The 24,428-nt window shown below is 63.7% G+C and carries 23 protein-coding genes; 12 read left to right on the top strand and 11 right to left on the bottom strand.

Going from position 1 to position 24,428, the window contains the following annotated elements; translation table 11 throughout:
- Window positions 1-66: 66 nt before the first annotated feature.
- Complete coding sequence (locus tag ABE528_RS20395; protein WP_003252255.1) at window positions 67-276, top strand: cold-shock protein; 210 nt, start codon at window positions 67-69, stop codon at window positions 274-276.
- A 76-nt stretch (window positions 277-352) separates the two neighbouring features.
- Here ABE528_RS20395 and ABE528_RS20390 read toward each other — a convergent pair whose 3' ends face one another.
- The 4 genes from ABE528_RS20390 to ABE528_RS20375 all read right to left on the bottom strand — a co-directional run bounded on the left by ABE528_RS20390 (window position 353) and on the right by ABE528_RS20375 (window position 5,398).
- A complete protein-coding gene (locus ABE528_RS20390) occupies window positions 353-730 on the bottom strand; it encodes a hypothetical protein (RefSeq protein ID WP_346653923.1) in 378 nt (125 codons plus the stop codon).
- A gap of 17 nt (window positions 731-747) precedes the next feature.
- Window positions 748-1,560 carry a putative RNA methyltransferase gene (locus ABE528_RS20385; RefSeq protein ID WP_346653922.1) on the bottom strand — a complete coding sequence of 271 codons (813 nt, stop codon included), beginning with the start codon at window positions 1,558-1,560 and terminating at the stop codon, window positions 748-750.
- Window positions 1,560-2,711 carry a succinyl-diaminopimelate desuccinylase gene (gene dapE / locus ABE528_RS20380; RefSeq protein ID WP_152958993.1) on the bottom strand — a complete coding sequence of 384 codons (1,152 nt, stop codon included), beginning with the start codon at window positions 2,709-2,711 and terminating at the stop codon, window positions 1,560-1,562. The genes ABE528_RS20385 and dapE overlap by 1 nt, the downstream gene beginning before the upstream one ends.
- Window positions 2,712-2,806: 95 nt before the next feature.
- The gene (locus ABE528_RS20375; protein ID WP_346653921.1) at window positions 2,807-5,398 is read right to left on the bottom strand and encodes a glycosyltransferase; all 2,592 of its coding nucleotides are present in this window, start codon (window positions 5,396-5,398) and stop codon (window positions 2,807-2,809) included.
- A gap of 134 nt (window positions 5,399-5,532) precedes the next feature.
- On the opposite strand from ABE528_RS20375, the gene tcdA reads away from it, so the two are divergent.
- Window positions 5,533-6,342, top strand: coding sequence for a tRNA cyclic N6-threonylcarbamoyladenosine(37) synthase TcdA (gene tcdA, locus ABE528_RS20370; RefSeq protein WP_346653920.1), 810 nt, complete (start codon window positions 5,533-5,535; stop codon window positions 6,340-6,342).
- Window positions 6,343-6,390: 48 nt separating this feature from the next.
- On the opposite strand, the gene ABE528_RS20365 is transcribed toward tcdA, so the two are convergent.
- The 4 genes from ABE528_RS20365 to ABE528_RS20350 all read right to left on the bottom strand — a co-directional run bounded on the left by ABE528_RS20365 (window position 6,391) and on the right by ABE528_RS20350 (window position 9,498).
- Complete coding sequence (locus ABE528_RS20365; RefSeq protein ID WP_346653919.1) at window positions 6,391-6,801, bottom strand: SufE family protein; 411 nt, start codon at window positions 6,799-6,801, stop codon at window positions 6,391-6,393.
- Window positions 6,798-8,003: a cysteine desulfurase gene (locus tag ABE528_RS20360; RefSeq protein WP_346653918.1), complete on the bottom strand. Its 1,206-nt coding sequence runs from the start codon at window positions 8,001-8,003 to the stop codon at window positions 6,798-6,800. Before ABE528_RS20360 ends, ABE528_RS20365 begins: the two co-directional genes overlap by 4 nt.
- Window positions 8,004-8,084: 81 nt before the next feature.
- Window positions 8,085-9,119 (bottom strand): 2,3,4,5-tetrahydropyridine-2,6-dicarboxylate N-succinyltransferase, encoded by a 1,035-nt coding sequence (gene dapD, locus ABE528_RS20355; protein ID WP_346653917.1) that lies wholly within the window; start codon window positions 9,117-9,119, stop codon window positions 8,085-8,087.
- A gap of 31 nt (window positions 9,120-9,150) precedes the next feature.
- Window positions 9,151-9,498, bottom strand: coding sequence for an ArsC family reductase (locus ABE528_RS20350; protein WP_346653945.1), 348 nt, complete (start codon window positions 9,496-9,498; stop codon window positions 9,151-9,153).
- 343 nt (window positions 9,499-9,841) lie between these two features.
- Between ABE528_RS20350 and ABE528_RS20345 the strand changes: the two genes are divergently transcribed.
- Window positions 9,842-11,488, top strand: a complete 1,647-nt coding sequence (locus ABE528_RS20345) for a Na+/H+ antiporter (RefSeq protein WP_152959002.1) — start codon at window positions 9,842-9,844, stop codon at window positions 11,486-11,488.
- Window positions 11,489-11,521: 33 nt separating this feature from the next.
- On the opposite strand, the gene dapC is transcribed toward ABE528_RS20345, so the two are convergent.
- Genes dapC through map form a run of 3 tightly spaced genes read right to left on the bottom strand, consistent with a single transcriptional unit; the run spans window position 11,522 to window position 16,276 of the window.
- The gene (gene dapC / locus ABE528_RS20340; RefSeq protein WP_346653916.1) at window positions 11,522-12,718 is read right to left on the bottom strand and encodes a succinyldiaminopimelate transaminase; all 1,197 of its coding nucleotides are present in this window, start codon (window positions 12,716-12,718) and stop codon (window positions 11,522-11,524) included.
- 30 nt (window positions 12,719-12,748) lie between these two features.
- The gene (locus ABE528_RS20335; RefSeq protein WP_152959004.1) at window positions 12,749-15,454 is read right to left on the bottom strand and encodes a [protein-PII] uridylyltransferase; all 2,706 of its coding nucleotides are present in this window, start codon (window positions 15,452-15,454) and stop codon (window positions 12,749-12,751) included.
- A gap of 39 nt (window positions 15,455-15,493) precedes the next feature.
- On the bottom strand, window positions 15,494-16,276 hold the full coding sequence (gene map / locus ABE528_RS20330; protein WP_152959005.1) for a type I methionyl aminopeptidase: 783 nt from the start codon (window positions 16,274-16,276) through the stop codon (window positions 15,494-15,496).
- A gap of 346 nt (window positions 16,277-16,622) precedes the next feature.
- Between map and rpsB the strand changes: the two genes are divergently transcribed.
- The 9 genes from rpsB to ABE528_RS20285 all read left to right on the top strand — a co-directional run.
- Window positions 16,623-17,360 (top strand): 30S ribosomal protein S2, encoded by a 738-nt coding sequence (gene rpsB / locus ABE528_RS20325; RefSeq protein ID WP_060512637.1) that lies wholly within the window; start codon window positions 16,623-16,625, stop codon window positions 17,358-17,360.
- A gap of 184 nt (window positions 17,361-17,544) precedes the next feature.
- Window positions 17,545-18,408: a translation elongation factor Ts gene (tsf, locus tag ABE528_RS20320; protein ID WP_152959006.1), complete on the top strand. Its 864-nt coding sequence runs from the start codon at window positions 17,545-17,547 to the stop codon at window positions 18,406-18,408.
- Between the two features lie 180 nt (window positions 18,409-18,588).
- A complete protein-coding gene (pyrH, locus tag ABE528_RS20315) occupies window positions 18,589-19,332 on the top strand; it encodes a UMP kinase (RefSeq protein WP_110639358.1) in 744 nt (247 codons plus the stop codon).
- A complete protein-coding gene (gene frr, locus ABE528_RS20310; protein ID WP_152959007.1) occupies window positions 19,329-19,886 on the top strand; it encodes a ribosome recycling factor in 558 nt (185 codons plus the stop codon). The genes pyrH and frr overlap by 4 nt, the downstream gene beginning before the upstream one ends.
- Before the next feature lie 15 nt (window positions 19,887-19,901).
- On the top strand, window positions 19,902-20,657 hold the full coding sequence (gene uppS, locus ABE528_RS20305) for a polyprenyl diphosphate synthase (RefSeq protein WP_152959008.1): 756 nt from the start codon (window positions 19,902-19,904) through the stop codon (window positions 20,655-20,657).
- Window positions 20,657-21,472 carry a phosphatidate cytidylyltransferase gene (locus ABE528_RS20300; RefSeq protein WP_152959009.1) on the top strand — a complete coding sequence of 272 codons (816 nt, stop codon included), beginning with the start codon at window positions 20,657-20,659 and terminating at the stop codon, window positions 21,470-21,472. The genes uppS and ABE528_RS20300 overlap by 1 nt, the downstream gene beginning before the upstream one ends.
- Window positions 21,469-22,659, top strand: a complete 1,191-nt coding sequence (gene ispC / locus ABE528_RS20295; protein ID WP_346653915.1) for a 1-deoxy-D-xylulose-5-phosphate reductoisomerase — start codon at window positions 21,469-21,471, stop codon at window positions 22,657-22,659. The genes ABE528_RS20300 and ispC overlap by 4 nt, the downstream gene beginning before the upstream one ends.
- A 48-nt stretch (window positions 22,660-22,707) precedes the next feature.
- Window positions 22,708-24,060 carry a sigma E protease regulator RseP gene (gene rseP / locus ABE528_RS20290; RefSeq protein ID WP_346653914.1) on the top strand — a complete coding sequence of 451 codons (1,353 nt, stop codon included), beginning with the start codon at window positions 22,708-22,710 and terminating at the stop codon, window positions 24,058-24,060.
- Window positions 24,061-24,134: 74 nt separating this feature from the next.
- On the top strand, window positions 24,135-24,428 hold a 294-nt coding region (locus ABE528_RS20285), incomplete at its 3' end, for a POTRA domain-containing protein (RefSeq protein ID WP_346653913.1).

The raw sequence follows: 24,428 nt of genomic DNA, 5'->3' as shown, positions 1-24,428 counted from the left end.
TCGACATAGGGAGGACACCCTGTGTCTACAAGGCGATCTTCACAATAAAAATCCGGAGTAGTTCAGATGTCGTCTCGTGAGACTGGGAATGTTAAGTGGTTCAACGATGCCAAAGGTTATGGCTTCATTCAGCGCGAAGGTGGTGCGGATGTTTTCGTCCACTATCGGGCGATCCGCGGTGAGGGGCATCGTACCCTGGTCGAAGGGCAGCGGGTGGAATACGCCTGCGTGCAGGGCCAGAAAGGCCTGCAAGCCGAGGACGTAGTCGGGCTCTGAGCCTCTAGCTGTAAGCTTCAAGCTGCAAGCGACCGTGTGCTTGCAGCCTGATGCAATCCCTCTTGAAGCTTGCAGCTCAAGAAGTACGCCAGGTGATTTCCTCTTCACCGTCGGCGCTGATGCGGATCCAGCGATCGGCATCTTCCTCGCCGTCTTCCTCGACCCAGCCACCCGGCGCGCAACGCACCTCGACGTTCAGCGCGGCGAACGCGGCGCGGGCGCAGGCGACGTCATCGGCCCATGGGGTCTGGTCGCTTTCCAGGTAAAGGCTGTTCCATTTCCCTACAGCCTTGGGTAACCAGGTGACCGGAATGTTACCGGTCTGGCATTTGAAGGTCTGACCTTTCTGCTTCCATTCGCTGCACGAGCCGATTGCCTGGCTGAGCCACTCGGCAATTTGCTTGTGGTCGACGTCGGCGTCCTTCAGGTAGATCTCGATATCGGGTTGGCGCATAAGGGCTCCGGATGTGCTCAGTGCTGGCGCACAAAATAGTCATAACGCATGGAAACCGTCACCTCGAACGGCTCGGGCTGGTCGATCACCCGGGCGCGCTTCTCGGCGCTGGCGCGCCAGCCGTGCGGGGTCATCGCCAGCAGGTCGGCACGGGCCTTGGGTGCGGCCAGGCTCAGGCGGAACTCGAGGGTTTCGCTGTGGGCGTGGGCCATGCCTTCGGGCACCAGGGCCAGGTGCTTGTCATCGGCGTAGGGGCGCACTTCATCGTAGAGCACTTCGCGCAGCTCCATCAGGTGGCCGCTGGTCGGGCCCACGCGCATCAGGCCGCCACCGGGGCTGAGCAGGCGCTTGGCCTCGTCCCAGTCCAGTGGGCTGAACACGCTGGCGATGAACTGGCAGCTGGCATCGGCCAACGGCACGCGGGCCATGCTGGCGACCATCCAGGTAACCTCGGGCGCGCGGCGGCAGGCGCGCTTGACCGCCTCGCGGGAGATGTCCAGGGCATAGCCATCGGCATCAGGCAACGCCTGGGCCAACTGCGCGGTGTAGTAGCCTTCGCCGCAGCCAATGTCGAGCCAGGCACCGGGCCGGCGCTCGGCGGCAAGCTCGGCCAGGCGGCGAGCCACCGGGGCATAGTGGCCGGCGTCGAGGAAGTCGCGGCGGGCTTCGACCATGGCCTGGTTGTCGCCTGGGTCACGGCTGTTCTTGTGCTGCACCGGCAGCAGGTTCAGGTAACCCTGGCGGGCGCGGTCGAAACGGTGGCCGGCCGGGCACACCACGCCGTTGTCGAGCCGCGACAGGGCTGCCTGGCAGAGGGGGCAGGCGAGCATCAGGCGAGCAACCGGACCAGGGTCTGGTAGTAGATTTCGGTCAGCAGGTCGAGGTCGCTGGCCAGGATCCGCTCGTCGACCTGGTGGATGGTGGCGTTGACCGGGCCAAGCTCGACCACCTGGGTGCCCATGGTGGCAATGAAGCGGCCATCGGAGGTGCCACCGCTGGTCGACGGCTGGGTGTCGCGGCCGGTGACGCCCTTGATGCTGGCCGACACGGCGTCGAGCAGTTCGCCCGGTTCGGTGAGGAACGGCAGGCCCGACAGTGCCCAGTCGACCGACCAGTCCAGCGCGTGCTTGTCGAGGATCGCCGAAACCCGCGCCTGCAGGCCTTCAACGGTCGACTCGGTGGAGAAACGGAAATTGAACAGCGCGGTCAGTTCGCCCGGGACCACGTTGGTGGCGCCGGTGCCGGAGTTGAGGTTGGAGATCTGGAAGCTGGTCGGCGGGAAGAACGCGTTGCCCTCGTCCCAATGCTCGGCAGCCAGTTCCGCCAGGGCCGGGGCGGCCAGGTGGATCGGGTTGCGTGCCAGGTGCGGATAGGCCACGTGGCCCTGCTTGCCGCGCACGGTCAGCTTGGCGCCGAGCGAGCCGCGACGGCCGTTCTTGACCACGTCACCGAGCAGGGTGGTGCTCGACGGCTCGCCGACGATGCACCAGTCCAGGCGCTCGTTGCGTGCTTTCAGGCGCTCGACCACGGCCTTGGTACCGTGGTGGGCCGGGCCTTCCTCGTCGCTGGTGATCAGGAAGGCGACCTTGCCGCGATGGTTCGGGTAGTCCTGCACGAAGCGCTCGCTGGCGATCACCATCGAGGCCAGGCTGCCTTTCATGTCGGCGGCGCCGCGGCCGCAGAGCATGCCGTCGGCGTCGATCAGGGCCTCGAACGGCTCGTGCTGCCACTGCTGCACCGGGCCGGTGGGGACCACGTCGGTGTGGCCGGCGAAGCACAGTACCGGGCCGTCCTGGCTACCGTGGGTAGCCCAGAAGTTGTCGACGTCTTCAAAGCGCATCGGCTCCAGCTGGAAGCCCACGGCGCCCAGGCGGTTCATCATCTGCGCCTGGCAGTCGGCATCGACGGGGGTGACCGAGGGGCGACGGATCAGGTCGCAGGCCAGTTGAAGGGTAGGCGAGAGCTCGGCAGGGGCCGTCATGGGGGACTCCGGGGCAAGGCAAGGCGGGGAAATCTGAGGGGCGTTATCTTATATCAAACAGAGGGGTCTTGGGGGCGCAAAGCGCCCCCGCAATCTCAAGCCTGTTGTGCTTCGGCGGCCTTCTCGACCGGCTTGGGCAGCGACGACAGAAACGCCATCACCAGTGCAGCCACATACGGCAGCGACTGCACCAGCAACATCGCCACCCAGAAGCGCATGTCCGAACTCGGCAGCCCCTGCACCAGGAAAATGCCCAGCGCCGCGCCCCACAGCAGCAACATGATGAACAGTTCTTCCCGCGCTTCGGAAATCGCCACCAGCAAGCCATGGCTGTCGGCATTTTTCGGCGTCCGGAAGAACGGCATGCTGCTGGTGAAGAACCCGTACAGCACCGCCTTGGCGATGGTGTGCGACAACGCCAGCCCCGCCAGTGCCGCAGCAAAGGCATCCTTGAGGTTCACCCCCACCGCGCGGCGGTAGAGGAAGATGATCTTGCCGACCTTGAAGAAGAACAGCGCCAGCGGTGGGATGGCGAAGATCATCAGCGGCGGGTCGACCCGGTGCGGCACGATGATCATCGCCGCCGACCACAGCAGTGCGCCGACGGTGAAGAAGATGTTCATGCCATCGGCAACCCACGGCAGCCAGCCGGCCAGGAAGTGATAACGCTGGCCACGGGTCAGCTCGCTGCCCTTGCCGCGCAGCAGGGCGCTGGCGTGGTGCTTGATGATCTGGATGGCGCCGTAGGCCCAGCGGAAGCGCTGCTTCTTGAAGTCGATGAAGGTATCGGGCATCAGGCCCTTGCCATAGCTGTTGTGGGCGTAGGCGGCCGACAAGCCTTTCTCGAACACCCGCAGGCCCAGTTCGGCATCTTCGCAGATGCACCACTCGGCCCAGCCCAGCTCTTGCAGCACGCTGCGCCGTGTCATGGTCATGGTGCCGTGCTGGATGATCGCGTCACGGTCGTTGCGGGTGACCATGCCAATGTGGAAGAAGCCCTTGTATTCGCTGTAGCAGAGCTTCTTGAAGGTGCTTTCGTTCTGGTCGCGGTAGTCCTGTGGCGACTGCACCACGGCGATCTTCGGGTCGGCGAAGTGCGGCACCATGTGCTTGAGCCAGTTGCGGTCGACGCAGTAGTCCGAGTCGATCACCGCGATCACTTCGGCGTCCTTGGCAGTGTGCGGGATCAGGTAGTTCAGCGCGCCGCCCTTGAAGCCGGCCAGGGGCGCGACATGGAAGAACTTGAAACGCTCGCCGAGCTTCTCGCAGTGGGCCTTGAGCGGCTCCCACACGGCCGGGTCCTTGGTGTTGTTGTCGATCACCAGCACTTCATAGTCCGGGTAATCCAGCGCGGCGAGGGCGTCGAGGGTCTGTTTGACCATCTCCGGTGGCTCGTTGTAGCACGGCACATGCACCGACACCTTGGGCCGGTAGGCGCTGTCGCCCTGCACCGGCAGGAATTCGCGCCGGCGCTTGTGGATCCACACCGCCTCGGCCAGCTCGTGGGCCTCGGTCATCAGCACGATGAACACGCCCAGCGCGCCGAGCGCCAGCAGCACGCCGACGGTCAGGCTGAACCAGGTGCTGTATTGCTGGCTGTAGTCATAGGCGATCCACACCAGCACCGATCCGCACAGGAAGGTGATGAACGTGAGGAAGGTGCGGCCGCGCTGGCGCAAGGCCGAGCCGTCGATCAGCAGCACGGCCAGGGCGATCATCGCCAGCACCACCGAAGCGACCGCCAATGCCCGCCATTGCGGGATCGCCACCACCGGCCCTTCGAAGTTGAACTTCTGCTGGCGCTCGGCGTTGTATACGCCCCAGTAGGCGCCTACCGAGCCTTCGTCGTTGGCCTTCCACGGCTGGTCGTAGGCCTCGATGACGAAGTAGTTGTAGCCACGGCGGTTGAGGGTGTTGACCAGGGTGCGCAGGTAGATGGCCTGGTCGGCCTGGGTGGCGTCGGCGCCGCCGCGCATGCGGCCGTTGCTTGGCCAGCCGACTTCCGACAGCAGCAGCGGTTTGTGCGAGAACTGGTGACGCAGCTCGCGGGCGCGGTCGAGGACGAACTGTACCGAGTCTTTCATCGGCACGAACTCCCAGTACGGCAGGACGTGCGCGGCAATCAGGTCGACGTGCTTGGCCAGTTCCGGGTGTTCCTTCCAGATGTGCCACTGCTCGCTGGTGGTGACCGGTACCTTGACGGCGGCGCGTACGCGATCGAGGTACTGGATCAGCTCCTCGGGCGTGACTTCTTCGCGGAACAGCGCTTCGTTGCCGACCACCACCCGCACCACACTGCGTGAGTGGTTGGCCAGCTCGATGCCTTTTTCGATCTCGCGTTCGTTGCGTTCCAGGTCCTTGCTGATCCAGATGCCCAAGGTCACCCGCAAGCCGAATTCTTCGGCCAGCCGCGGGATTTCGGCCTGGGTGCCTTCGACGGTATAGATACGAATGTTGTCGGTGAGCTTGTTCAGCTGCTCCAGGTCCTGGCGTATCTCGTCATCGCTGGGGTATTGGCCCTTTTGCGGGCTCTCCCCAAGGCGGAACGGCGAATACGAGAAACCGGAGATCTGTTCCGGCCAGGCAGGTGCGGAGACTGGGCGATTGATCAGCGCCCAGAACCCGGTGAACAGCGCGGCGATGGCCAGGACCACCACCAGGTTGAGGCCGAATTTGCGAGATGACATTGTGGTCCGATTCTGTCCAAGTGATAGGACATTAAAGCAGTAATGGTAGGGTGTTTCCTAACGATGGAGGTCAGAGCGGCCATTGGCCTATAATGCGCGCCGCTTTTTCGGGTACGCGCTTTCGGGGTAGGAACATGAGCACAGAAGATCCACGCTTTGCCGGCGTTGCCCGGCTGTACGGCGACGAGGGCCTGCAGCGCCTGCGCAATGCCCATGTGGCAGTCGTCGGCATCGGCGGGGTCGGCTCGTGGGCTGCCGAAGCCTTGGCGCGCAGTGGCGTGGGCGAGATCACCCTGTTCGACCTGGACGACGTCTGTGTCAGTAACACCAACCGCCAGGCCCATGCCCTGGAAGGCCAGGTGGGGCGGCCCAAGGTCGAGGTGATGGCCGAGCGCCTGCGGGCGATCAACCCGGCGATCACGGTGCACGCCGTGGCGGATTTCGTCACCCGCGAAACCATGGCCGAGTACATCACCGAAGGTATGGATGCGGTGATCGACTGCATCGACAGCGTGATGGCCAAGGCCGCGCTGATCGCCTGGTGCCGGCGCCGCAAGATCGCCATCGTCACCACCGGGGGGGCGGGCGGGCAGATCGACCCGACGCAGATCCAGGTCGGCGACCTCAACAAGACCTTCAACGACCCGCTGGCTTCGCGGGTGCGCTCGACCCTGCGCCGGGATTACAACTTCTCGCGCAATACCAGCCGCAACTATGGCGTACCGTGCGTGTTTTCCAGCGAGCAGCTGCGTTATCCGAAGGGCGATGGCAGTGTCTGCCTGCAGAAGAGTTTTGTCGGTGAAGGCGTGCGCCTGGACTGCGCGGGGGGCTTTGGTGCGGTGATGATGGTGACTGCGACCTTTGGCATGGTTGCGGCGAGCAAGGCGATCGAAAAACTGGTGGCGGGCGCGCGGCGGCCTTCCGAGCGGGTCAAGCCCGAATAATCGCGCTGCCTGCTTCGCAGGTAAACCCACGAAGCAGGCGACATTGATTCAGCGGGTGCTGGCCAGCTCAGCCATCCGCAACAACACCGCATGCAGCCCATTGCTGCGCGATGGCGACAGTTGCCGTTCCAGCCCCAGCTGGGTGAACCACCCGTGCAGATCCAGCCCGGCCAGTTCCGCACTGGCCAACCCCTGAACCCGCACCAGCAGCAGCGCCAGCAGCCCGCGCAACAACCGCGCATCGCTGCCAGCCTTGAAGTGCCACTGCCCATCGGCCTGTTCAGCCACCAGCCACACCAGGCTTTCACAGCCGTGCACCCGGTTGCTCTCGGCCTTGTCCGCCTCGCTCAGCGGCTCCAGCCCGTCGCCCCATTGCATCAGCAGCCGCGCACGCTGCTCCCAGCCGCGTGCCTGTTCAAAGCTTTCCAGCGCGTGCTGGGCCGGCAAAGGCAAATTCATCGCAGCAACTCCAGGCCTTGGTCCAGCGCCGCGAAGAAGCGTTGCAGGTCGTCACTATCGTTATACAGCCCCAGCGACACCCGAATCGCCCCGTCCAGCCCCAGGCCCTTGAGTAGCGGCATCGCGCAGTGATGCCCCGCGCGTACGGCAATGCCTTGCTCGGTCAGCATGTGGGCGATGTCGGCGTTGTGTACGCCTTCGATGACGAAGCTGGCCAGGGCTGTCTGTGGTGTGCCGAGCACGCGCACGCCTTCCCGGTCGGCCAGGCCGCGCAGCAGGTGCTGGTGCAGGCTGGCTTCATGGGCCTCGACGGCATGGCTGTCGAGGCTGGCCAGGTAATCCAGCGTCGCCCCCAGCCCGATGACGCCGGCGATCGGCGGGGTGCCGGCTTCGAAACCCAAGGGGGCCGGGCGAAAGCTTGCGCTCGGGTAATCGGCCAGTTGCACCATTTCGCCGCCGAACTGCCAGTGGCGCAGCAGCTCCAGTGCCTGTGCACGGCCGTACAGTACGCCGACGCCCTCCGGCCCATACAGCTTGTGGCTTGAGAATACGTAGAAGTCGCAGCCCAGTTGTTGCACATCATGGCGGCCATGCACCACGCCCTGGGCTCCATCGACCACGGTCAGCGCACCTTGTGCACGGGCGTGGGCCAGCAGCGCAGGCAAGGGTTGCCAGGTGCCGAGCACGTTGGACAGCTGGCTGACGGCAAGCACGCGGGTGCGCGGGCCGATCAGTTGCAGCGCCTGATCCAGGTCGATACGGCCATGCTCGTCCAGCGGCAACACCACCAGGCGCAGGTCGCGCCGACGGGCCAGTTGCTGCCAGGGCAACAGGTTGGCGTGGTGCTCCAGGGCGCTGATGGCAATCTCGTCGCCCGCTTCGAAACGGTGTTCCAGGCCATAGGCCAGCAGGTTCAGCGCCGAGGTGGCGCCGTGGGTGAAGATGATCTGCCGTGAGTCCGCTGCATTGAGCCAGGCGGCCAGCTTGTCGCGGCTGCTCTCGAAGGCCTGGGTTGCCAGCGCGCCGGGCAGGTGCTGGGCGCGGTGCACGTTGGCAGCGCCGTGGCCGTAGTAATGGCTCAGGGCATCGAGCAACGCCTGGGGTTTCTGGGTGGTGGCGGCGCTGTCCAGGTAGGTCTGGTGCTGCCGTTGCAGGGCGGCGATGGCGGGGAAATCGGCGCGCCAGGGGGAGGGCTGGAACATGTTCGCGGGGCCTGGAATGAAAATCGGGTCTGGCGCATGCACGCCAGACCCGATCTTAACACTTCAAACCGCCAAGGGTTCTCAGTTGTGGGCGTGCAGCGCCTCGTTCAGCTCGATGGCCGACTTGTGGGTCTTGCACTCCACGGCGCCGTTCAGCGAGTTGCGGCGGAACAGCAGGTCGGTCTGGCCGGCCAGGTCGCGGGCCTTGACCACTTTCACCAGCTCGTTGTTCTCGTCCAGCAGGTTCACCTTGGTGCCGGCGGTGATGTACAGGCCGGCTTCGACGGTGTTGCGGTCGCCCAGCGGAATGCCGATACCGGCGTTGGCGCCGATCAGGCAGCCTTCACCGACCTTGATGACGATGTTGCCGCCACCGGACAGGGTGCCCATGGTCGAGCAGCCGCCGCCCAGGTCCGAACCCTTGCCGACGAATACGCCAGCGGAAACGCGGCCTTCGATCATGCCTGGGCCTTCGGTGCCAGCGTTAAAGTTGACGAAGCCTTCGTGCATGATGGTGGTGCCTTCGCCGATGTAGGCGCCCAGGCGCACACGGGCGGTGTCGGCGATACGCACGCCGGCCGGGACCACGTAGTCGGTCATCTTCGGGAACTTGTCCACCGAGAACACTTCCAGCAGCTCGCCCTTCAGGCGCGCTTCCAGTTGCAGTTCGGCCAGCTCGCTCAGGTCGACGGCACCCTGGTTGGTCCAGGCCACGTTCGGCAGCAGCGGGAAGATGCCAGCCAGGCTCAAGCCGTGCGGCTTGACCAGGCGGTGCGACAGCAGGTGCAGCTTGAGGTAGGCCTCTGGGGTCGAAGCCAGCGCGGCATCTTCGGCCAGCAGGGTGGCGACCAGCGGCTTGTGGCTCTCGGCCAGGCGAGTCAGCAGGGCGGCCTGGGCGGCGTCGACGCCTTTCACGGCTTCGGCGAGCTGGGCGGCCTGGGCGTTGCTGAAGGAGATGGCCTGGTTGCCGCCCTCATAGCCGAGGATCGGCGCTACTGCGGCAACCAGTTCGGCGCTCGGGTTGAGCAGCGGTTGTGCGTAGAACACTTCCAGCCAGGTGCCCTGGCGGTTCTGGGAGCCGACACCGAAGGCCAGGCTGAACAGGGTATTGGACATGTGATTACCTCGTGCGAAATAGGGTAGGGGCTCAGGCCAGTGCGGCGGCGTACAGGTCGGGCTTGAAGCCGACCAGGGTGCGCCCGCCAAGGTCGAGCACCGGGCGCTTGATCATCGACGGCTGGGCGTGCATCAGTTCAACGGCCTTGGCCTGGTCGAGGTCGGCCTTGCTGGCGTCATCGAGCTTGCGGAAGGTAGTGCCGGCACGGTTGAGGATGATTTCCCAGCCGTGTTCGTCGCACCAGCGGTTGAGGCTGTCGCGGTCGATGCCTTGGGCCTTGTAGTCGTGGAATTCGTAGGTGATGGCGTTGTCTTCGAGCCAGGTGCGCGCCTTTTTCATGGTGTCACAGGCTTTGATGCCGTAGAGCGTGTAGGTCATTGTGTGCATTGAGGCCACAGGCTGCCTCAATCTCTCCATTTCCGAATGTCAGTCGCGGGATTATGCGGGAACGATCCTTTGAGCGCCACGGGGTGTGCATGCCTTGAGGTTTGTGTTGTCTGTGATACCGAGCGCCACAGCACCCAGGACATGCGCCTCCAGGCCAATACGCTCCCGAACCCGCACAACCCGCAACGGCCAAGTATCATCATGTTACATTTTCATCCGCCAACTGCGACTATCGTGCAGCGGCCTGGTTTTGCCATACCCCGCTAACATATTGTTTCAATGGCGATCTCTCGCCCCTGCTGTCGTTTTTGGTTCACAAAGGAAGCCTTCACGGATGCAGTCCGCCTACACCGTCCTCATTCTGCTGACGCTGGTAAGCGTGTCGAAACTGGTCGGGCGCATGATCCCGTTGCCGCTGCCATTGGTGCAGATTGCCGCAGGCGCGTTGCTGGCTTGGCCGACCCTGGGCCTGCATGTGGCCCTGGACCCCGAATTGTTCCTGTTTCTGTTCCTGCCGCCACTGCTGTTCGCCGACGGCTGGCGCATCCCCAAGCGCGAGCTGTGGCGCATCCGCGGTCCGGTAGTGGCGCTGGCCGTGGGGCTGGTGCTGTTCACCGTGGTCGGCGCCGGCTACTTCATCCACTGGTTGCTGCCAAGTATTCCGCTGCCGGTGGCCTTCGCCTTGGCCGCCGTGCTGTCGCCCACCGATGCCGTGGCGGTGTCGGCCATCGCCCAGGACCGCCTGCCGACGCCGCTGATGCACATGCTGCAGGGCGAGGCATTGATGAACGATGCCTCGGGCCTGGTGACCTTCAAGTTCGCCCTGGCCGCCGCCATTACCGGAGCATTTTCGCTGGCCGATGCCAGCTTCAGCTTCGTTCTGGTGGCCCTCGGCGGCCTGGCAGTGGGGGTGGCCCTGAGCTGGCTGATCGGTCGCCTGCGCGCCTGGATGATCGCCCGCGGCTGGGATGACCCGGCCACCCACGTGGTATTCATGCTGCTGCTGCCGTTTGCCGCCTATGTACTGGCCGAGCGCCTGGGCGTGTCTGGCATTCTCTCGGCGGTGGCCGCCGGCATGATGCAGAGCTGGCTCGACCTGTTGCCGCGCCAGACCAGCACCCGCCTGCTCAATCGCAGCGTCTGGTCGCTGCTGGAGTTCGCCTTCAACGGCCTGATCTTCCTGCTGCTGGGCCTGCAGCTGCCTGAAATCATCAAGGCCGTAGTCAGCCACGAGGCCACCGTCTGGCCGACCCTGGCATGGCGTTGCCTGGATGTGCTGGCGATATTCGCCGCGTTGATCCTGCTGCGTTTTGTCTGGGTGCAGAGCATCTGGCGTGCCATCGGCGTGATACGCCGCTGGCGAGGTAAACCGGCACTGGTACTGACGCCGACCATGCGTTCTTGCTGGCTGCTGACCCTGGGCGGTGTGCGCGGGGCGGTGACCCTGGCCGGTGTGATGTCGGTGCCCCTGCTGATGGGCGCGGGCCAGGCATTTCCAGAGCGTGACCTGCTGATTTTCATTGCTGCCGGGGTGATTCTGCTGTCGCTGATCAGTGCTTGTGTTGCGCTGCCGCTGCTGCTGCGCGGCGTCACCAAGAGCCCGGATGAACGGTTGCATCAGGAAGTGCAGGAAGCCTGGCGGCGTACCGCCGAGGCGGCGATCCATGCGCTGGAAGCGGAAGAGGTGATCGATGCCAGCGCGCCACAGGATGCGGCACAGGCGACCCTGGCCACGGAGCTCAAGGCACGGCTGATGGCCGAGTACCGGGATGAGCTGGACAGCTACGACGACACGGCTGAAGCACGGGCATTGGCTGAACAGATGGACTTGCTGGAGCGGCGTTTGCGCTTGCGGGCGCTGCGGGCTCAGCGCTTGGAACTGTACAACCTGCATCGTCAGCATCTGGTGGGCGATGAGGTGGTCAGGCAGGTGTTAGGTGAGCTGGATTTGAGTGAGGCGAACCTGGGGCAGGTCAGATAGACAGTAGGGGGGCGCAAAGCGCCCCCCGGCCAATCAGCGGTTTTGCAGGAAGGCGCGAATCCGCTCCGCCGCCTCGATGCACTCGGCCAGCGGCGCAACCAGCGCCATGCGCACCCGGCCGGCGCCTGGATTCACACCGTCGACTTCACGCGACAGGTACGACCCCGGCACCACGGTCACATGCTGGGCCTCGAACAGGTCGCGGGTGAACTCGGCGTCACCGCCCGGCACCTTGGCCCACAGGTAGAAGCTGCCATCCGGGCGCTGCACGTCCAGCACCGGCTGCAGGATATCGAGCACGGCGTCGTACTTGGCACGGTACTGATCGCGGTTTTCGCGTACATGCGCCTCGTCCTGCCAGGCCGCGATGCTGGCCAGTTGGGTCTGCACCGGCATGGCACAGCCGTGGTAGGTGCGGTACAGCAGGAACGGCTTGATGATCTCGGCGTCACCGGCGACGAAGCCTGAACGCAGGCCTGGCAGGTTAGAGCGCTTGGACAGGCTGTGGAATACCACGCAGCGTTTGAAGTCGTTGCGGCCGAGCTCGGCGCAAGCGCTGAGCAGGCCCGGTGGCGGCGCATCTTCGTCGAAGTACAGCTCGCTATAGCACTCGTCGGCGGCGATCACGAAGTCGTGCTCGTCGGCCAGGGCAATCAGCTTCTTCAGGGTATCCATTGGCACCAGGGCGCCGGTGGGGTTGCCTGGCGAGCACAGGAACAGAATCTGGCAACGCTTCCAGACGTCGGCCGGCACGGCGTCGAAATCAGGGTTGAAACCGTTGTTTTCCAGGCAGGGCAGGTAGTGCGGCGTGGCACCGGCCAGCAGGGCCGCGCCTTCGTAGATCTGATAGAACGGATTGGGGCTGACCACCAGGCCGTCATCGGCACGGTTGACCACGGCCTGGGTGAAGGCGAACAACGCCTCACGGGTACCATTGACAGGCAGGATGTGGCGGTCGGCGTCCAGCCAGCCGGCCGGCACGCCGAAACGCCGCTCGCACCATTGGCCGATGGCCTGGCGCAGGGCCGGCAGGCCGATGGTGCTCGGGTACACCGCCAGCTTGTCGAGGTTGTCGGCCATGGCCTGGGCGACGAATGCCGGCGATTCGTGCTTGGGCTCACCGATCGACAGGGCGATGGCGCGTTTGTCTGCCGCAGGCTTCACGGTGCCCAGCAGGGCGCGCAGTTTCTCGAACGGGTAGGGCTGAAGCTGGGTCAAGGCATGGTTCATCGGCGCAAGGTCTCGTCAATCGTCTAATCGTTAAAAAGTCACGCGGGTCGTCGGGTTGGCATCGCTGGCCTGGCCGGCCTGCAGCTGCTGCACGATGGCTTCCTGCAGGCGGCTGCACAGCTGCGGGTCGGACAGCGGCTGGTTGTCGGCATCGGTGATGAAGAACACGTCTTCCACGCGCTCGCCGAGGGTGGCGATCTTGGCGTTCTGCAGCGACAGGTCGAACTCCAGGAAAATCCGCCCGATCCGTGCCAGCAGGCCGGGGCGGTCCGGAGCCGTGATCTCAAGGATGGTCACCGGGCGCTGGGCATCGTTGAGGATGGTCACCTGCGGCGGGAAGTTGAAGTGCTTGAGCTGGCGCGGCACCCGGCGCTGGATGATGGTCGGGTAGTCCTCGGGGTTGCGCAGCGCTTCGGTCAGGCCGTCGCGGATCTGCTTGACCCGCTGCGGGTTGTCGCCAATCGAGCCGCCGTCGTTGTCGAGCACGATGTAGGTGTCGAGGGTGAACTGGCTGCTCGAGGTGATGATCCGCGCATCATGGATGTTCAGGTTCAGCTGCGACATGGCGGCCACGGTCACGGCGAAGAAGTCGTGCTGGTCGGGCGCGTAGATGAAGATCTGCGTGCCGCCCTCGAACTCGCGCTGGGTGGTTTCCTTGATCAGCACCAGTGGTCCGCCATCGGCCGGTTGCTGGAGGATGGCGTCGCTGTGCCAGGCCACGTCGGCAGCGTTGTGCTTGAGGAAGTAGTCATCGCCCAGCTGCGACCACAGCTGCTCGACGTCGTCCGGGTCGGTGCCCTCGCGCACGAGGATGTCCAGTGCGGCCGACTGGGTCTGGCGGATCTGTTCCTCGCGGTCCAGCGGGTTCTCCAGGCCGCGACGCAGGGCGCGCTTGGTCTCGGTGTAGAGCTGGCGCAGCAGGCTGGCGCGCCAGGAGTTCCACAGGCTGGGGTTGGTGGCGTTGATGTCGGCCACGGTCAGCACGTAGAGGTAGTCCAGGCGCGTCTCGTCGCCCACATGCAGGGCGAAATCGTTGATCACCTGCGGGTCGGACAGGTCCTTGCGCTGGGCGGTGGTCGACATCACCAGGTGGTTCTGCACCAGCCAGACGATCAGCCGGCTGTCCCAGGCCGGCAACTGGTGGCGCTCGCAGAACTTCTGCGCATCCACCGCGCCGATCTCGGAGTGGTCGCCCTGGCGGCCCTTGCCGATGTCGTGGTACAGGCCGGCCAGGTAGATCAGCTCGGGCTTGGGCAGACGGCCCATGAGCTTGCTGGCCAGCGGGAATTTCTCGGACACCGGCGTGTACTGCAGCTTGCGCAGGTGCTTGATGAGGTTGAGGGTGTGCGCATCGACCGTGTAGATGTGGAACAGGTCGTGCTGCATTTGCCCGACGATCAGGCCGAACTCCGGCAGGTAGCGGCCGAGGATGCCGTAGCGGTTCATCCGTCGCAGGTTGCGGTGGATGCCGATTTCGCACTTGAACAGCTCGATGAACAGGCTGGTATTGCGGATATCGTTGCGGAAGGTGTCGTCGATCAGGTGCCGGTGTTCGCGCAGCAGGCGTACGGTGTCGGCCCGCACGCCCTTGATCTCCGGGTGCTGGGCCATCAGCACGAAGATCTCCAGCATGGCGAACGGCGTGCGCTTGAACACGTTCGGATTGACCGCTTCGATGTAGCCGTCGTGCAGCCGGAAGCGAGGGTTGAGCGGCTGCGTGGTACCGCTGTCGTCATCGGCGAGGATGACTTCCTCGAAGTGCTGGATGATCAGGTCGCACAGCTGGCTGATGCTCATCACCACCCGGTAGTACTGCTGCATGAACTGTTCGATGGCGCGCTTGGGGTTTTCGTCGCTGTAGCCGAGCAGCGCGGCGATGCTGCGCTGGTGGTCGAACAGCAGGCGGTCTTCGGCGCGCCCGGCAAGCATGTGCAGGGCGTAGCGCACCTTCCACAGGAAGTCCTGGGACGAGGCCAGCAGTTCGTTCTCGCTTTCCAGCAGGAAGCCTTCGCCGGCCAGGGCGTGCAGGTTCAGCGTGCCGTACTGGCGGCGGGCCACCCAGAGCACCGTCTGGATGTCGCGCAGGCCACCGGGCGAGCCTTTGACGTTGGGTTCGAGGTTGTACTCGGTGTCGTTGTACTTGTGGTGGCGGGCCTTGAGTTCGGCGCGCTTGGCGAGGAAGAACTCCTTGCTCGGCCACATGTACGTGGTGCTGGTCACCTCGAGCATGCGCTGGCGCAGGTCTTCGGGGCCGGCAATGGTGCGGCTCTCCATCAGGTTGGTGATCACCGTCAGGTCGGCGCGGGCCTGCTCGGCACACTCGCCGACGGTGCGCACGCTCTGGCCGACTTCCAGGCCGATGTCCCAGAGCAGGGTGAGAAAGCGCTCGATGGCGTCGCGGTACTGTTCATGCTCGGCGGCGCCGAGCAGGATCAGCAGGTCGATGTCCGAGTGCGGGTGCAGTTCGCCGCGGCCATAGCCGCCAACCGCCACCAGGGCGATGCCGCTTGGGTCGCCCCAGTCGAACTGGTTCCAGGCCTGTTGCAGGATATTGTCGACGAGCCAGGCGCGGGCTTCGATCAGCGGGCGGATTTCGCAGCCTGTGCGAAAACGCCTGTCGAGCACCTCGCCGGCCTGGCGGATGGCTTTCTTGAAGGCGGCGATGGGGCTCGCCTTGAGGGCCAGTTCCGCCTGGAACTGGCCGCGGTCGAACAGCTCGGGATCCACCTGGGGCATTGCGTCGCGTTCCTGTCTTTTAGGTTGCCTTGGGTGCAATCAGGCCGAGGTGCGCGGGATGGTGTCGTCCTTGCGCAGGGTGAAGATCTCGTAACCGGTAGCCGTGACCACCAGGGTGTGTTCCCACTGGGCCGAGAGCTTGCGGTCCTTGGTGATGGCAGTCCAGCCATCGCCCAGCACCTTGGTGTCGGCCTTGCCCTGGTTGATCATCGGCTCGATGGTGAAGGTCATGCCTTCCTTGAGCTCCATGCCGGTGCCGGCGCGGCCGTAGTGCAGGATCTGCGGCTCTTCGTGGAACACCTTGCCGATGCCGTGCCCGCAGAACTCGCGCACCACGGAGAAACCGTTCTTCTCGGCGTGCTTCTGGATCACTTCACCGATGTCGCCCAGGCGGCAGCCTGGCTTGACCAGTTCGATGGCCTTGTACATGCATTCCTGGGTGACCTTGGACAGACGCTCGGCCCAGACCGGCACGGTACCGACGTGGAACATGCGGCTGGTGTCGCCGTGGTAGCCGTCCTTGATCACGGTGACATCGATGTTCAGCGTGTCACCGTCCTTGAGCGGCTTGTCGTTGGGGATGCCGTGGCAGACCACATGGTTGATCGAGGTGCAGATCGACTTCGGGTAGCCCTTGTAGTTGAGGGGCGCCGGGATGGCCTGCTGGACGTTGACGATGTAGTCGTGGCACAGGCGGTCGAGCTCTTCGGTGGTGATACCGGGCTTGACGTGTTCTTCGATCATTTCCAGCACATCGGCGGCCAGGCGGCCGGCGATGCGCATCTTCTCGATGTCTTCTGCAGTCTTGATGGTGACGGTCATTACAGGCTCTCTACGGCGCCGCAGGCGGCGCGAACAAACGGGAAAGGCCGGATTCTAGCAGAGCAGGGCGGCATTCTGTCGGGATAAAGGCGGCCATGCTGCTGTCTATAGGAGGCATTCTGGCCTGTTTGGCAGGGTGCTGCAAAAACTGCTGACGGACGCAACCTGATCCGGGTTCCGTTCGCTCGCGGTCTGTGGTATAAAATGCGCCGCTTTCGGGGACGACCCCGTCAGCATTAAACCCACACACGTGTCGACACGATGACCTGGGTGCCCCGATTCTCCGGAAGCGCGGGTTGGTCATTGGGATGCGTGGAGGCCCAACCCGACTTATCAAGGAACTATCATGTCCCAAGTCAACATGCGCGATATGCTGAAGGCCGGTGTGCACTTCGGCCACCAGACCCGTTACTGGAACCCGAAAATGGGCAAGTACATTTTCGGCGCGCGTAACAAGATTCACATCATCAACCTGGAAAAAACCCTGCCAATGTTCAACGAAGCTCTGGCTTTCGTAGAGCGTCTGGCCCAGGGCAAGAACAAGATCATGTTCGTCGGCACCAAGCGTTCCGCCGGCAAGATCGTAGCCGAGCAAGCTGCTCGCGCTGGTTCGCCATACGTTGATCACCGTTGGTTGGGCGGCATGCTGACCAACTACAAAACCATCCGTGCTTCGATCAAGCGTCTGCGCGACCTGGAAACCCAGGCCGAAGATGGCACCTTCGCCAAGCTGACCAAGAAAGAAGCCCTGATGCGTTCGCGCGATCTGGAAAAGCTGGACCGCAGCCTGGGTGGTATCAAGGACATGGGCGGCCTGCCTGATGCCCTGTTCGTGATCGACGTTGACCACGAGCGCATTGCTATCACCGAAGCCAACAAGCTGGGCATCCCGGTTATCGGCGTTGTCGATACCAACAGCAGCCCAGAAGGCGTTGACTACGTCATCCCAGGTAACGACGACGCCATCCGCGCCATCGAGCTGTACATGACTTCGATGGCTGACGCCATCATCCGCGGTCGCAACAACGTTGCTGGCGGCACCGAAGTCTACGCTGAAGAAGCGGCTGCACCTGCTGCTGAGTAATAGGCGCTAGCGTCTACTTGGCACGCGAAAAGGGGGCTCTGCCCCCTTTTTGCCACCTTGAAATCCTGCTGTCAGCAACGGCCCCGCATGATGGGCGAGCTGATATAAAAGCAGCGATTTGCAGAATTTAACGCCCGTGACGAACGGGTGGAATGGTTGAAAAACTTTCCAAGAGGATTTTGAAATGGCAGCAATTACTGCGGCGCTGGTCAAAGAACTGCGCGAGCGTACCGGCGAAGGCATGATGGATTGCAAAAAGGCCCTGGAAAAGGCCGGCGGCGACATCGAGAAAGCCATTGACGACATGCGTGCCTCGGGCGCCATCAAGGCCGCCAAGAAGGCTGGCAACGTCGCTGCTGAAGGCGCTATCGCCGTCAAGGCCGACGGCAAAGCCGCCGTCCTGCTGGAAGTGAACTCGCAGACCGACTTCCTGGCCCTGCAAGACGACTTCAAGAACTTCGTGGCCGAAAGCCTGGAAGAAGCCTTCGCCCAGAAGCTGACCGACGCTGCTCCGCTGATCGCCTCGCGTGAGTCCGCTCGTGAAGCCCTGGTTGCCAAGTGCGGCGAAAACGTCAACATCCGTCGCCTGGTGCGCGTTGAAGGTGACGTTGTCGGCGCCTACCTGCACGGCAACAAGATCGGTGCAGTCGTTGTTCTGAAAGGCGGCGACGTCGAGCTGGCCAAGAACATCGCCATGCACGTTGCAGCTTCGAACCCAGAGTTCCTGGATTCGTCGGAAATCTCCGCCGAGGCCATCGAGCGCGAGAAGGGCGTCTTCCTGCAGCTGAACGCTGACAAGATCGCTGGCAAGCCGGAAAACATCGTTGAGAACATGGTCAACGGTCGTATCGCCAAGTTCAAGGCCGAAGCCTCGCTGAAAGAGCAAGCCTTCGTCATGAACCCAGAAGTCAAAGTTGGCGAGCTGGCCAAGAAAGCCGGTGCTGAAATCGTTTCCTTCACCTACTTCAAGGTTGGCGAAGGCATCGAGAAGCCAGTCGACAACTTCGCTGAAGAAGTTGCCGCTCAGGTAGCTGCTGCCAAGCAGTAAGACAGCCCCGTCTGTCGCCCCAAAGAGGCTGCCCGCTCACGCGCGCAGCCTCTTTGTCAAAACGGCGCAGGGTTTATAAGGCCCGGCGCCGCTGGCACCAAAACGGTGCCACGCTACAGTTAGCAAGCCGAAAACGGCTCGCACGAATTTTCTAAAAGTACGCCGCAGGAGAGACTCGCAATGGCTCAGCAGGTGAGTGGTCGCCAACCTCGCTATAAACGCATTTTGCTCAAACTTAGCGGCGAGGCCCTGATGGGCTCGGAAGAATTCGGGATCGACCCGAAGGTGCTGGACCGCATGGCCCTTGAAGTTGGCCAGCTGGTAGGGATCGGTGTTCAGGTCGGCCTGGTGATCGGTGGTGGCAACCTGTTCCGCGGCGCAGCGCTCAGCGCAGCCGGCATGGACCGTGTCACCGGTGACCACATGGGCATGCTGGCCACCGTGATGAACGGCCTGGCCATGCGCGATGCGCTGGAGCGTTCGAACATCCCGGCCCTGGTCATGTCGGCCATTTCCATGGTTGGCGTCACCGATCATTACGATCGTCGCAAAGCTATTCGCCACCTCAACTCCGGGGATGTGGTAATTTTCTCTGCCGGTACCGGCAACCCGTTCTTCACTACCGACTCCGCAGCCTGCCTGCGCGGCATCGAAATCGATGCCGACGTGGTATTGAAGGCGACCAAGGTTGATGGTGTGTACACTGCCGATCCATTCAAGGATCCGCACGCCGAGAAGTTCGATCACCTGACCTATGACGAGGTTCTGGATCGCAAGCTGGGCGTGATGGACCTGACCGCAATTTGCCTGTGCCGTGACCACAAGATGCCGTTGCGGGTATTCAACATGAACAAGCCTGGCGCCCTGCTGAACATCGTGGTCGGTGGCGGTGAAGGTACTTTGATCGAGGAAGTCCAAGCATGATCAACGACATCAAGAAAGACGCGCAGGAGCGCATGACCAAGTCCCTCGAGGCCCTTGCTCGCAACCTGGCGGCAATCCGCACTGGTCGCGCTCACCCAAGCATCCTGGATACCGTCAAGGTCACTGCCTGGGGCAGCGAGATGCCGCTGAACCAGGTGGCTGCGATCACCGTCGAAGACGCCCGCACCCTGAAGATCGTCGCTCACGACAAGAACCTCAGCGCTGCCATCGAGAAGGCCATCCTGACCTCCGACCTGGGCCTTAACCCGTCCAGCGCCGGTACCACCATCCGCGTACCGATGCCGGCCCTGACCGAAGAAACCCGCAAGGGCTACACCAAGCAGGCCAGCGGCGTTGCCGAAGATGCCAAGGTGGCTGTGCGCAACGTGCGCCGTGATGCCCTGGGTGATCTGAAGAAGCTGACCAAGGACAAGGAAATCAGCGAAGACGAAGAGCGTCGCGCCGCTGATGAAATCCAGAAGCTGACCGACAAGTTCATTGCTGAAGTCGATGCTGCTTATAAAGCCAAGGAAAAGGACCTGATGGCCGTTTAAGGCCGAGGTTTTTTAATGGAAAAGTCCAAGTTGGCGGTACCGTCGTCGGTGCCGCGTCATGTCGCGATCATCATGGATGGCAACAACCGCTGGGCGAAGAAGCGCCTGTTGCCCGGCGTCGCCGGGCACAAGGCCGGCGTCGATGCGGTGCGCGCAGTCATCGAGGTGTGTGCTGAATCCGGGGTCGAAGTGCTGACCCTGTTCGCGTTCTCCAGTGAGAACTGGCAGCGCCCGGCCGAAGAGGTCGGTGCGTTGATGGAGCTGTTCTTCTCGGCCTTGCGCCGTGAGGCCCGGCGCCTCAACGAGAACAATATCAGCCTGCGCATCATCGGTGACCGTTCGCGTTTCCACCCCGAGCTGCAGGCCGCCATGCGTGAAGCCGAGGCGCTGACAGCGGGCAGTAACCGCTTCATTCTGCAGATCGCCGCCAACTACGGTGGTCAGTGGGATATCGCCCAGGCAGCCCAGCGCCTGGCGCGTGAGGTTCAGGCCGGTCACCTGCGTCCGGACGACATCACCCCGGGTCTGCTGCAGACCTGCCTGGCCACAGGTGAGCTGCCGTTGCCCGACCTGTGCATCCGTACCGGTGGCGAGCATCGCATCAGCAACTTCCTGCTGTGGCAGCTGGCTTACGCCGAACTGTACTTCTCCGACCTCTACTGGCCGGATTTCAAACACGAGGCCATGCGCAAAGCCCTGGCCGATTTCGCTTCGCGCCAGCGCCGCTTCGGTAAGACCAGCGAGCAGGTCGAGGCTGGAGCTCGTGCTTAATGCTTAAACAACGCATCATTACTGCGCTGATCCTGTTGCCGGTCGCGCTGGGTGGGTTTTTCCTGCTCAACGGCGGGGACTTCGCCCTGTTCATCGGCTTCGTGGTGACCCTCGGTGCCTGGGAGTGGGCGCGTCTGGCCGGGCTTATGGCCCAGCCTTTGCGCATCGCCTACGCCGCTGTAGTCGCCGGGGCGCTGATGTTGCTCCATCTCATGCCGGACCTTGCACCTTGGGTGCTCGGGGCTTCGGTCATCTGGTGGGCGCTGGCCACCTGGCTGGTGCTGACCTACCCACGCAGCAGCGAGCTCTGGGCCAGTGCGGCCTGCAAGCTGTTGATCGGCCTGCTGATCCTGTTGCCGGCCTGGCAAGGGCTGATCCTGCTCAAGCACTGGCAGCTGGGCAACTGGCTGATCCTGTCGGTCATGGTGCTGGTCTGGGCTGCTGATATTGGCGCCTATTTCTCCGGTCGTGCCTTTGGCAAGCGCAAGCTGGCGCCCCAGGTGAGCCCGGGCAAGAGCTGGGAAGGCGTCTATGGTGGCCTGGCCGTCAGCCTGGTGATCACCCTGGCGGTGGGCATCAGTCGTGACTGGGGCTTCGCTCAGCTTCTGCTAGGGCTGTTGGGCGCCGCGCTGGTGGTCATGTCGTCGGTGATCGGCGACCTGACCGAAAGCATGTTCAAGCGCCGTGCCGGCATCAAGGACAGCAGCAACCTGCTGCCTGGCCATGGTGGTGTGCTGGATCGCATCGACAGCCTGACCGCTGCGATCCCGATCTTTGCCGTGCTGCTGTGGGCTGCCGAATGGGGTGTGATGTGAGCAGCGTGCAGCGGATTACTGTCCTGGGTGCGACCGGCTCGATCGGCCTGAGCACCCTCGATGTGATTGCACGGCACCCCGAGCGCTACCAGGTGTTCGCGCTGAGCGGCTATTCGCGCATCGACGAACTGCTGGCCCTGTGCGTTCGGCACCGTCCAGCCTATGCCGTGGTGCCCAATGACGAAGCCGCTGCGCGCCTGCGCGATGGCCTGGTTGGCGCCGGTTGCACTGCGCAGGTGCTGGTAGGGGAGGCGGGCCTCTGCGAGGTTGCGGCAGCCCCTGAAGTGGATGCGGTGATGGCCGCCATCGTCGGTGCCGCGGGCCTGCGCCCGACCCTGGCCGCCGTCGAGGCGGGCAAGAAGGTGTTGCTGGCCAACAAGGAAGCGCTGGTGATGTCCGGCGCGCTATTCATGGACGCGGTACGGCGCAGTGGTGCCGTGCTGCTGCCGATCGACAGCGAGCACAATGCGATTTTCCAGTGCCTGCCGGGCGATTATGCCCGCGGCCTGGGCCAGGTTGGTGTGCGCCGCATCCTGCTGACCGCCTCGGGTGGGCCGTTCCGCGAAACGCCCCAGGCAGCGCTGGTCGATGTCACGCCGGAACAGGCCTGCGCCCATCCCAACTGGTCCATGGGGCGGAAGATTTCCGTGGACTCGGCCAGCATGATGAACAAGGGGCTGGAGCTGATCGAAGCCTGCTGGCTGTTCGATGCGGCGCCGGCCAAGGTCGAAGTGGTGGTGCATCCACAAAGCGTGATCCATTCGCTGGTCGACTACGTCGATGGTTCGGTGCTGGCCCAGTTGGGCAATCCGGACATGCGTACCCCGATCGCCAACGCCCTGGCCTGGCCGGAGCGGATCGATTCCGGGGTTGCGCCGCTGGACCTGTTTGCCATTGCCCGTCTGGACTTCCAGGCGCCGGACGAACAGCGCTTCCCCTGCCTGCGCCTTGCGCGCGAGGCGGCTGAAGCCGGTAACAGCGCGCCTGCGGTGCTCAATGCGGCCAATGAGGTCGCCGTCGAGGCATTTCTCCAGCGGCGTATCCGCTTCCCGGAGATCGCGGGTATGATCGAACAGGTGCTTGATCAGGAACCTGTGGTGCCGCTGCAGTCGCTGGAGGCCGTGTTCGCTGCCGACCAGCGTGCCCGTGAGCTGGCTCGTGAGTGGCTGAGGCGTCACGGTCGTTGAGGCTGGGCGCTCTGCCAGGGTTCTGCTGAACGTCATTCGGAGATAGATATGACTGCGCTCTACATGATTGTCGGCACCCTGGTGGCCCTGGGTGTATTGGTCACGTTCCACGAATTTGGCCACTTCTGGGTTGCCCGGCGCTGCGGGGTCAAGGTGCTGCGCTTCTCGGTCGGCTTCGGCATGCCGCTGCTGCGCTGGCATGACCGTCAGGGCACCGAGTTCGTGGTGGCGGCGATCCCTCTGGGTGGCTACGTCAAGATGCTCGACGAGCGTGAGGGCGAAGTGCCTCCGGCGCTTGCCGATCAGTCCTTCAACCGCAAGTCGGTGCGTCAGCGCATCGCCATTGTGGCGGCCGGCCCGATCGCCAACTTCCTGCTGGCCATCGTCTTCTTCTGGCTACTGGCCATGCTGGGTACCCAGCAGGTCCGCCCGGTGATCGGCGCGGTCGAATCCGGCAGCCTGGCAGCGTCGGCAGGCCTGGCCGCCGGTCAGGAAATTGTATCTATCGATGGCAAGGCGACCAGCGGTTGGTCGGCAGTCAATCTGCAGTTGGTTCGGCGCCTGGGTGAGAGCGGCACGCTGCAGGTGGGGGTGCGCGACGAAGGCGCCACTGCCGAGCGCCAGCTGCAGGTGAAACTGGACCATTGGCTCAAAGGCGCCGACGAGCCGGACCCTATTCAGTCCCTGGGCCTGCGCCCATGGCGGCCGGCGGTGTCGCCGGTGCTGGCCGAGATCGACCCGAAAGGCCCGGCTGCGGCCGCTGGTCTGAAGGCCGGCGACAAGTTGCTGGCCCTCGACGGCGCGGCGCTGAGCGATTGGCAGCAGGTGGTGGACAGTGTTCGCGCCCGCCCCGATGCCCAGGTGGTGCTGCGCGTCGAGCGCGATGGCGCGGCCCTCGATGTGCCGGTCACGCTGGCTCACAAAGGTGAAGGCAAGGCTGCCGGGGGCTACCTCGGGGCGGGTGTGAAGGGCGCCGAATGGCCGGCCAGCATGCTCCGCGAAGTCAGCTATGGCCCGCTGGATGCCGTGGGCGAGGGCCTCTCGCGGACCTGGAACATGAGTGTCCTGACCCTCGAGTCGCTGAAGAAAATGCTGTTCGGTGAGCTCTCGGTAAAAAACTTGAGTGGACCGATAACCATTGCTAAAGTGGCGGGCGCTTCAGCCCAGTCCGGCGTGGGGGATTTCCTGAATTTCCTGGCCTACCTGAGCATAAGCCTGGGGGTTCTTAACCTGCTGCCCATTCCAGTACTGGATGGGGGGCATTTGCTGTTTTACCTGGTCGAGTGGGCGCGCGGTCGTCCGCTGTCAGAACGGGTGCAAGGTTGGGGGGTCCAGATCGGTATCAGTTTGGTCGTAGGGGTGATGTTGCTCGCCCTGATCAACGATCTGGGTCGACTTTAAAAGCTTCGCTCAATTGCGAACCTGCCGTTTCCATGCGGCGGGTTGTTTATTGCCAGTTGGAATAAAAGGACTTCATGAAACGTCTGCTGCTAACTGCGGTCATGTCCGCACTGATGATCGCTGAAGTTCACGCCGAGTCCTTCACTATCTCCGATATTCGTGTCAACGGCCTGCAGCGGGTATCCGCTGGCAGCGTGTTCGGCGCCTTGCCGCTCAACGTTGGCGACCAGGCTGACGACCGCCGCCTGGTGGATTCCACCCGCTCGCTGTTCAAGACCGGCTTCTTCCAGGACATCCAGCTGAACCGCGATGGCAACGTCCTGATCATCAACGTGGTCGAGCGCCCGTCGGTGTCGAGCATCGAGATC

Origin of the sequence: Pseudomonas sp. TWI628, assembly GCF_039673865.1 — a bacterium.
GTDB lineage: Bacteria > Pseudomonadota > Gammaproteobacteria > Pseudomonadales > Pseudomonadaceae > Aquipseudomonas.
The sequence above is the reverse complement of the archived record's forward strand: the minus strand, read 5'-3'. Positions and strand labels throughout refer to the sequence as shown.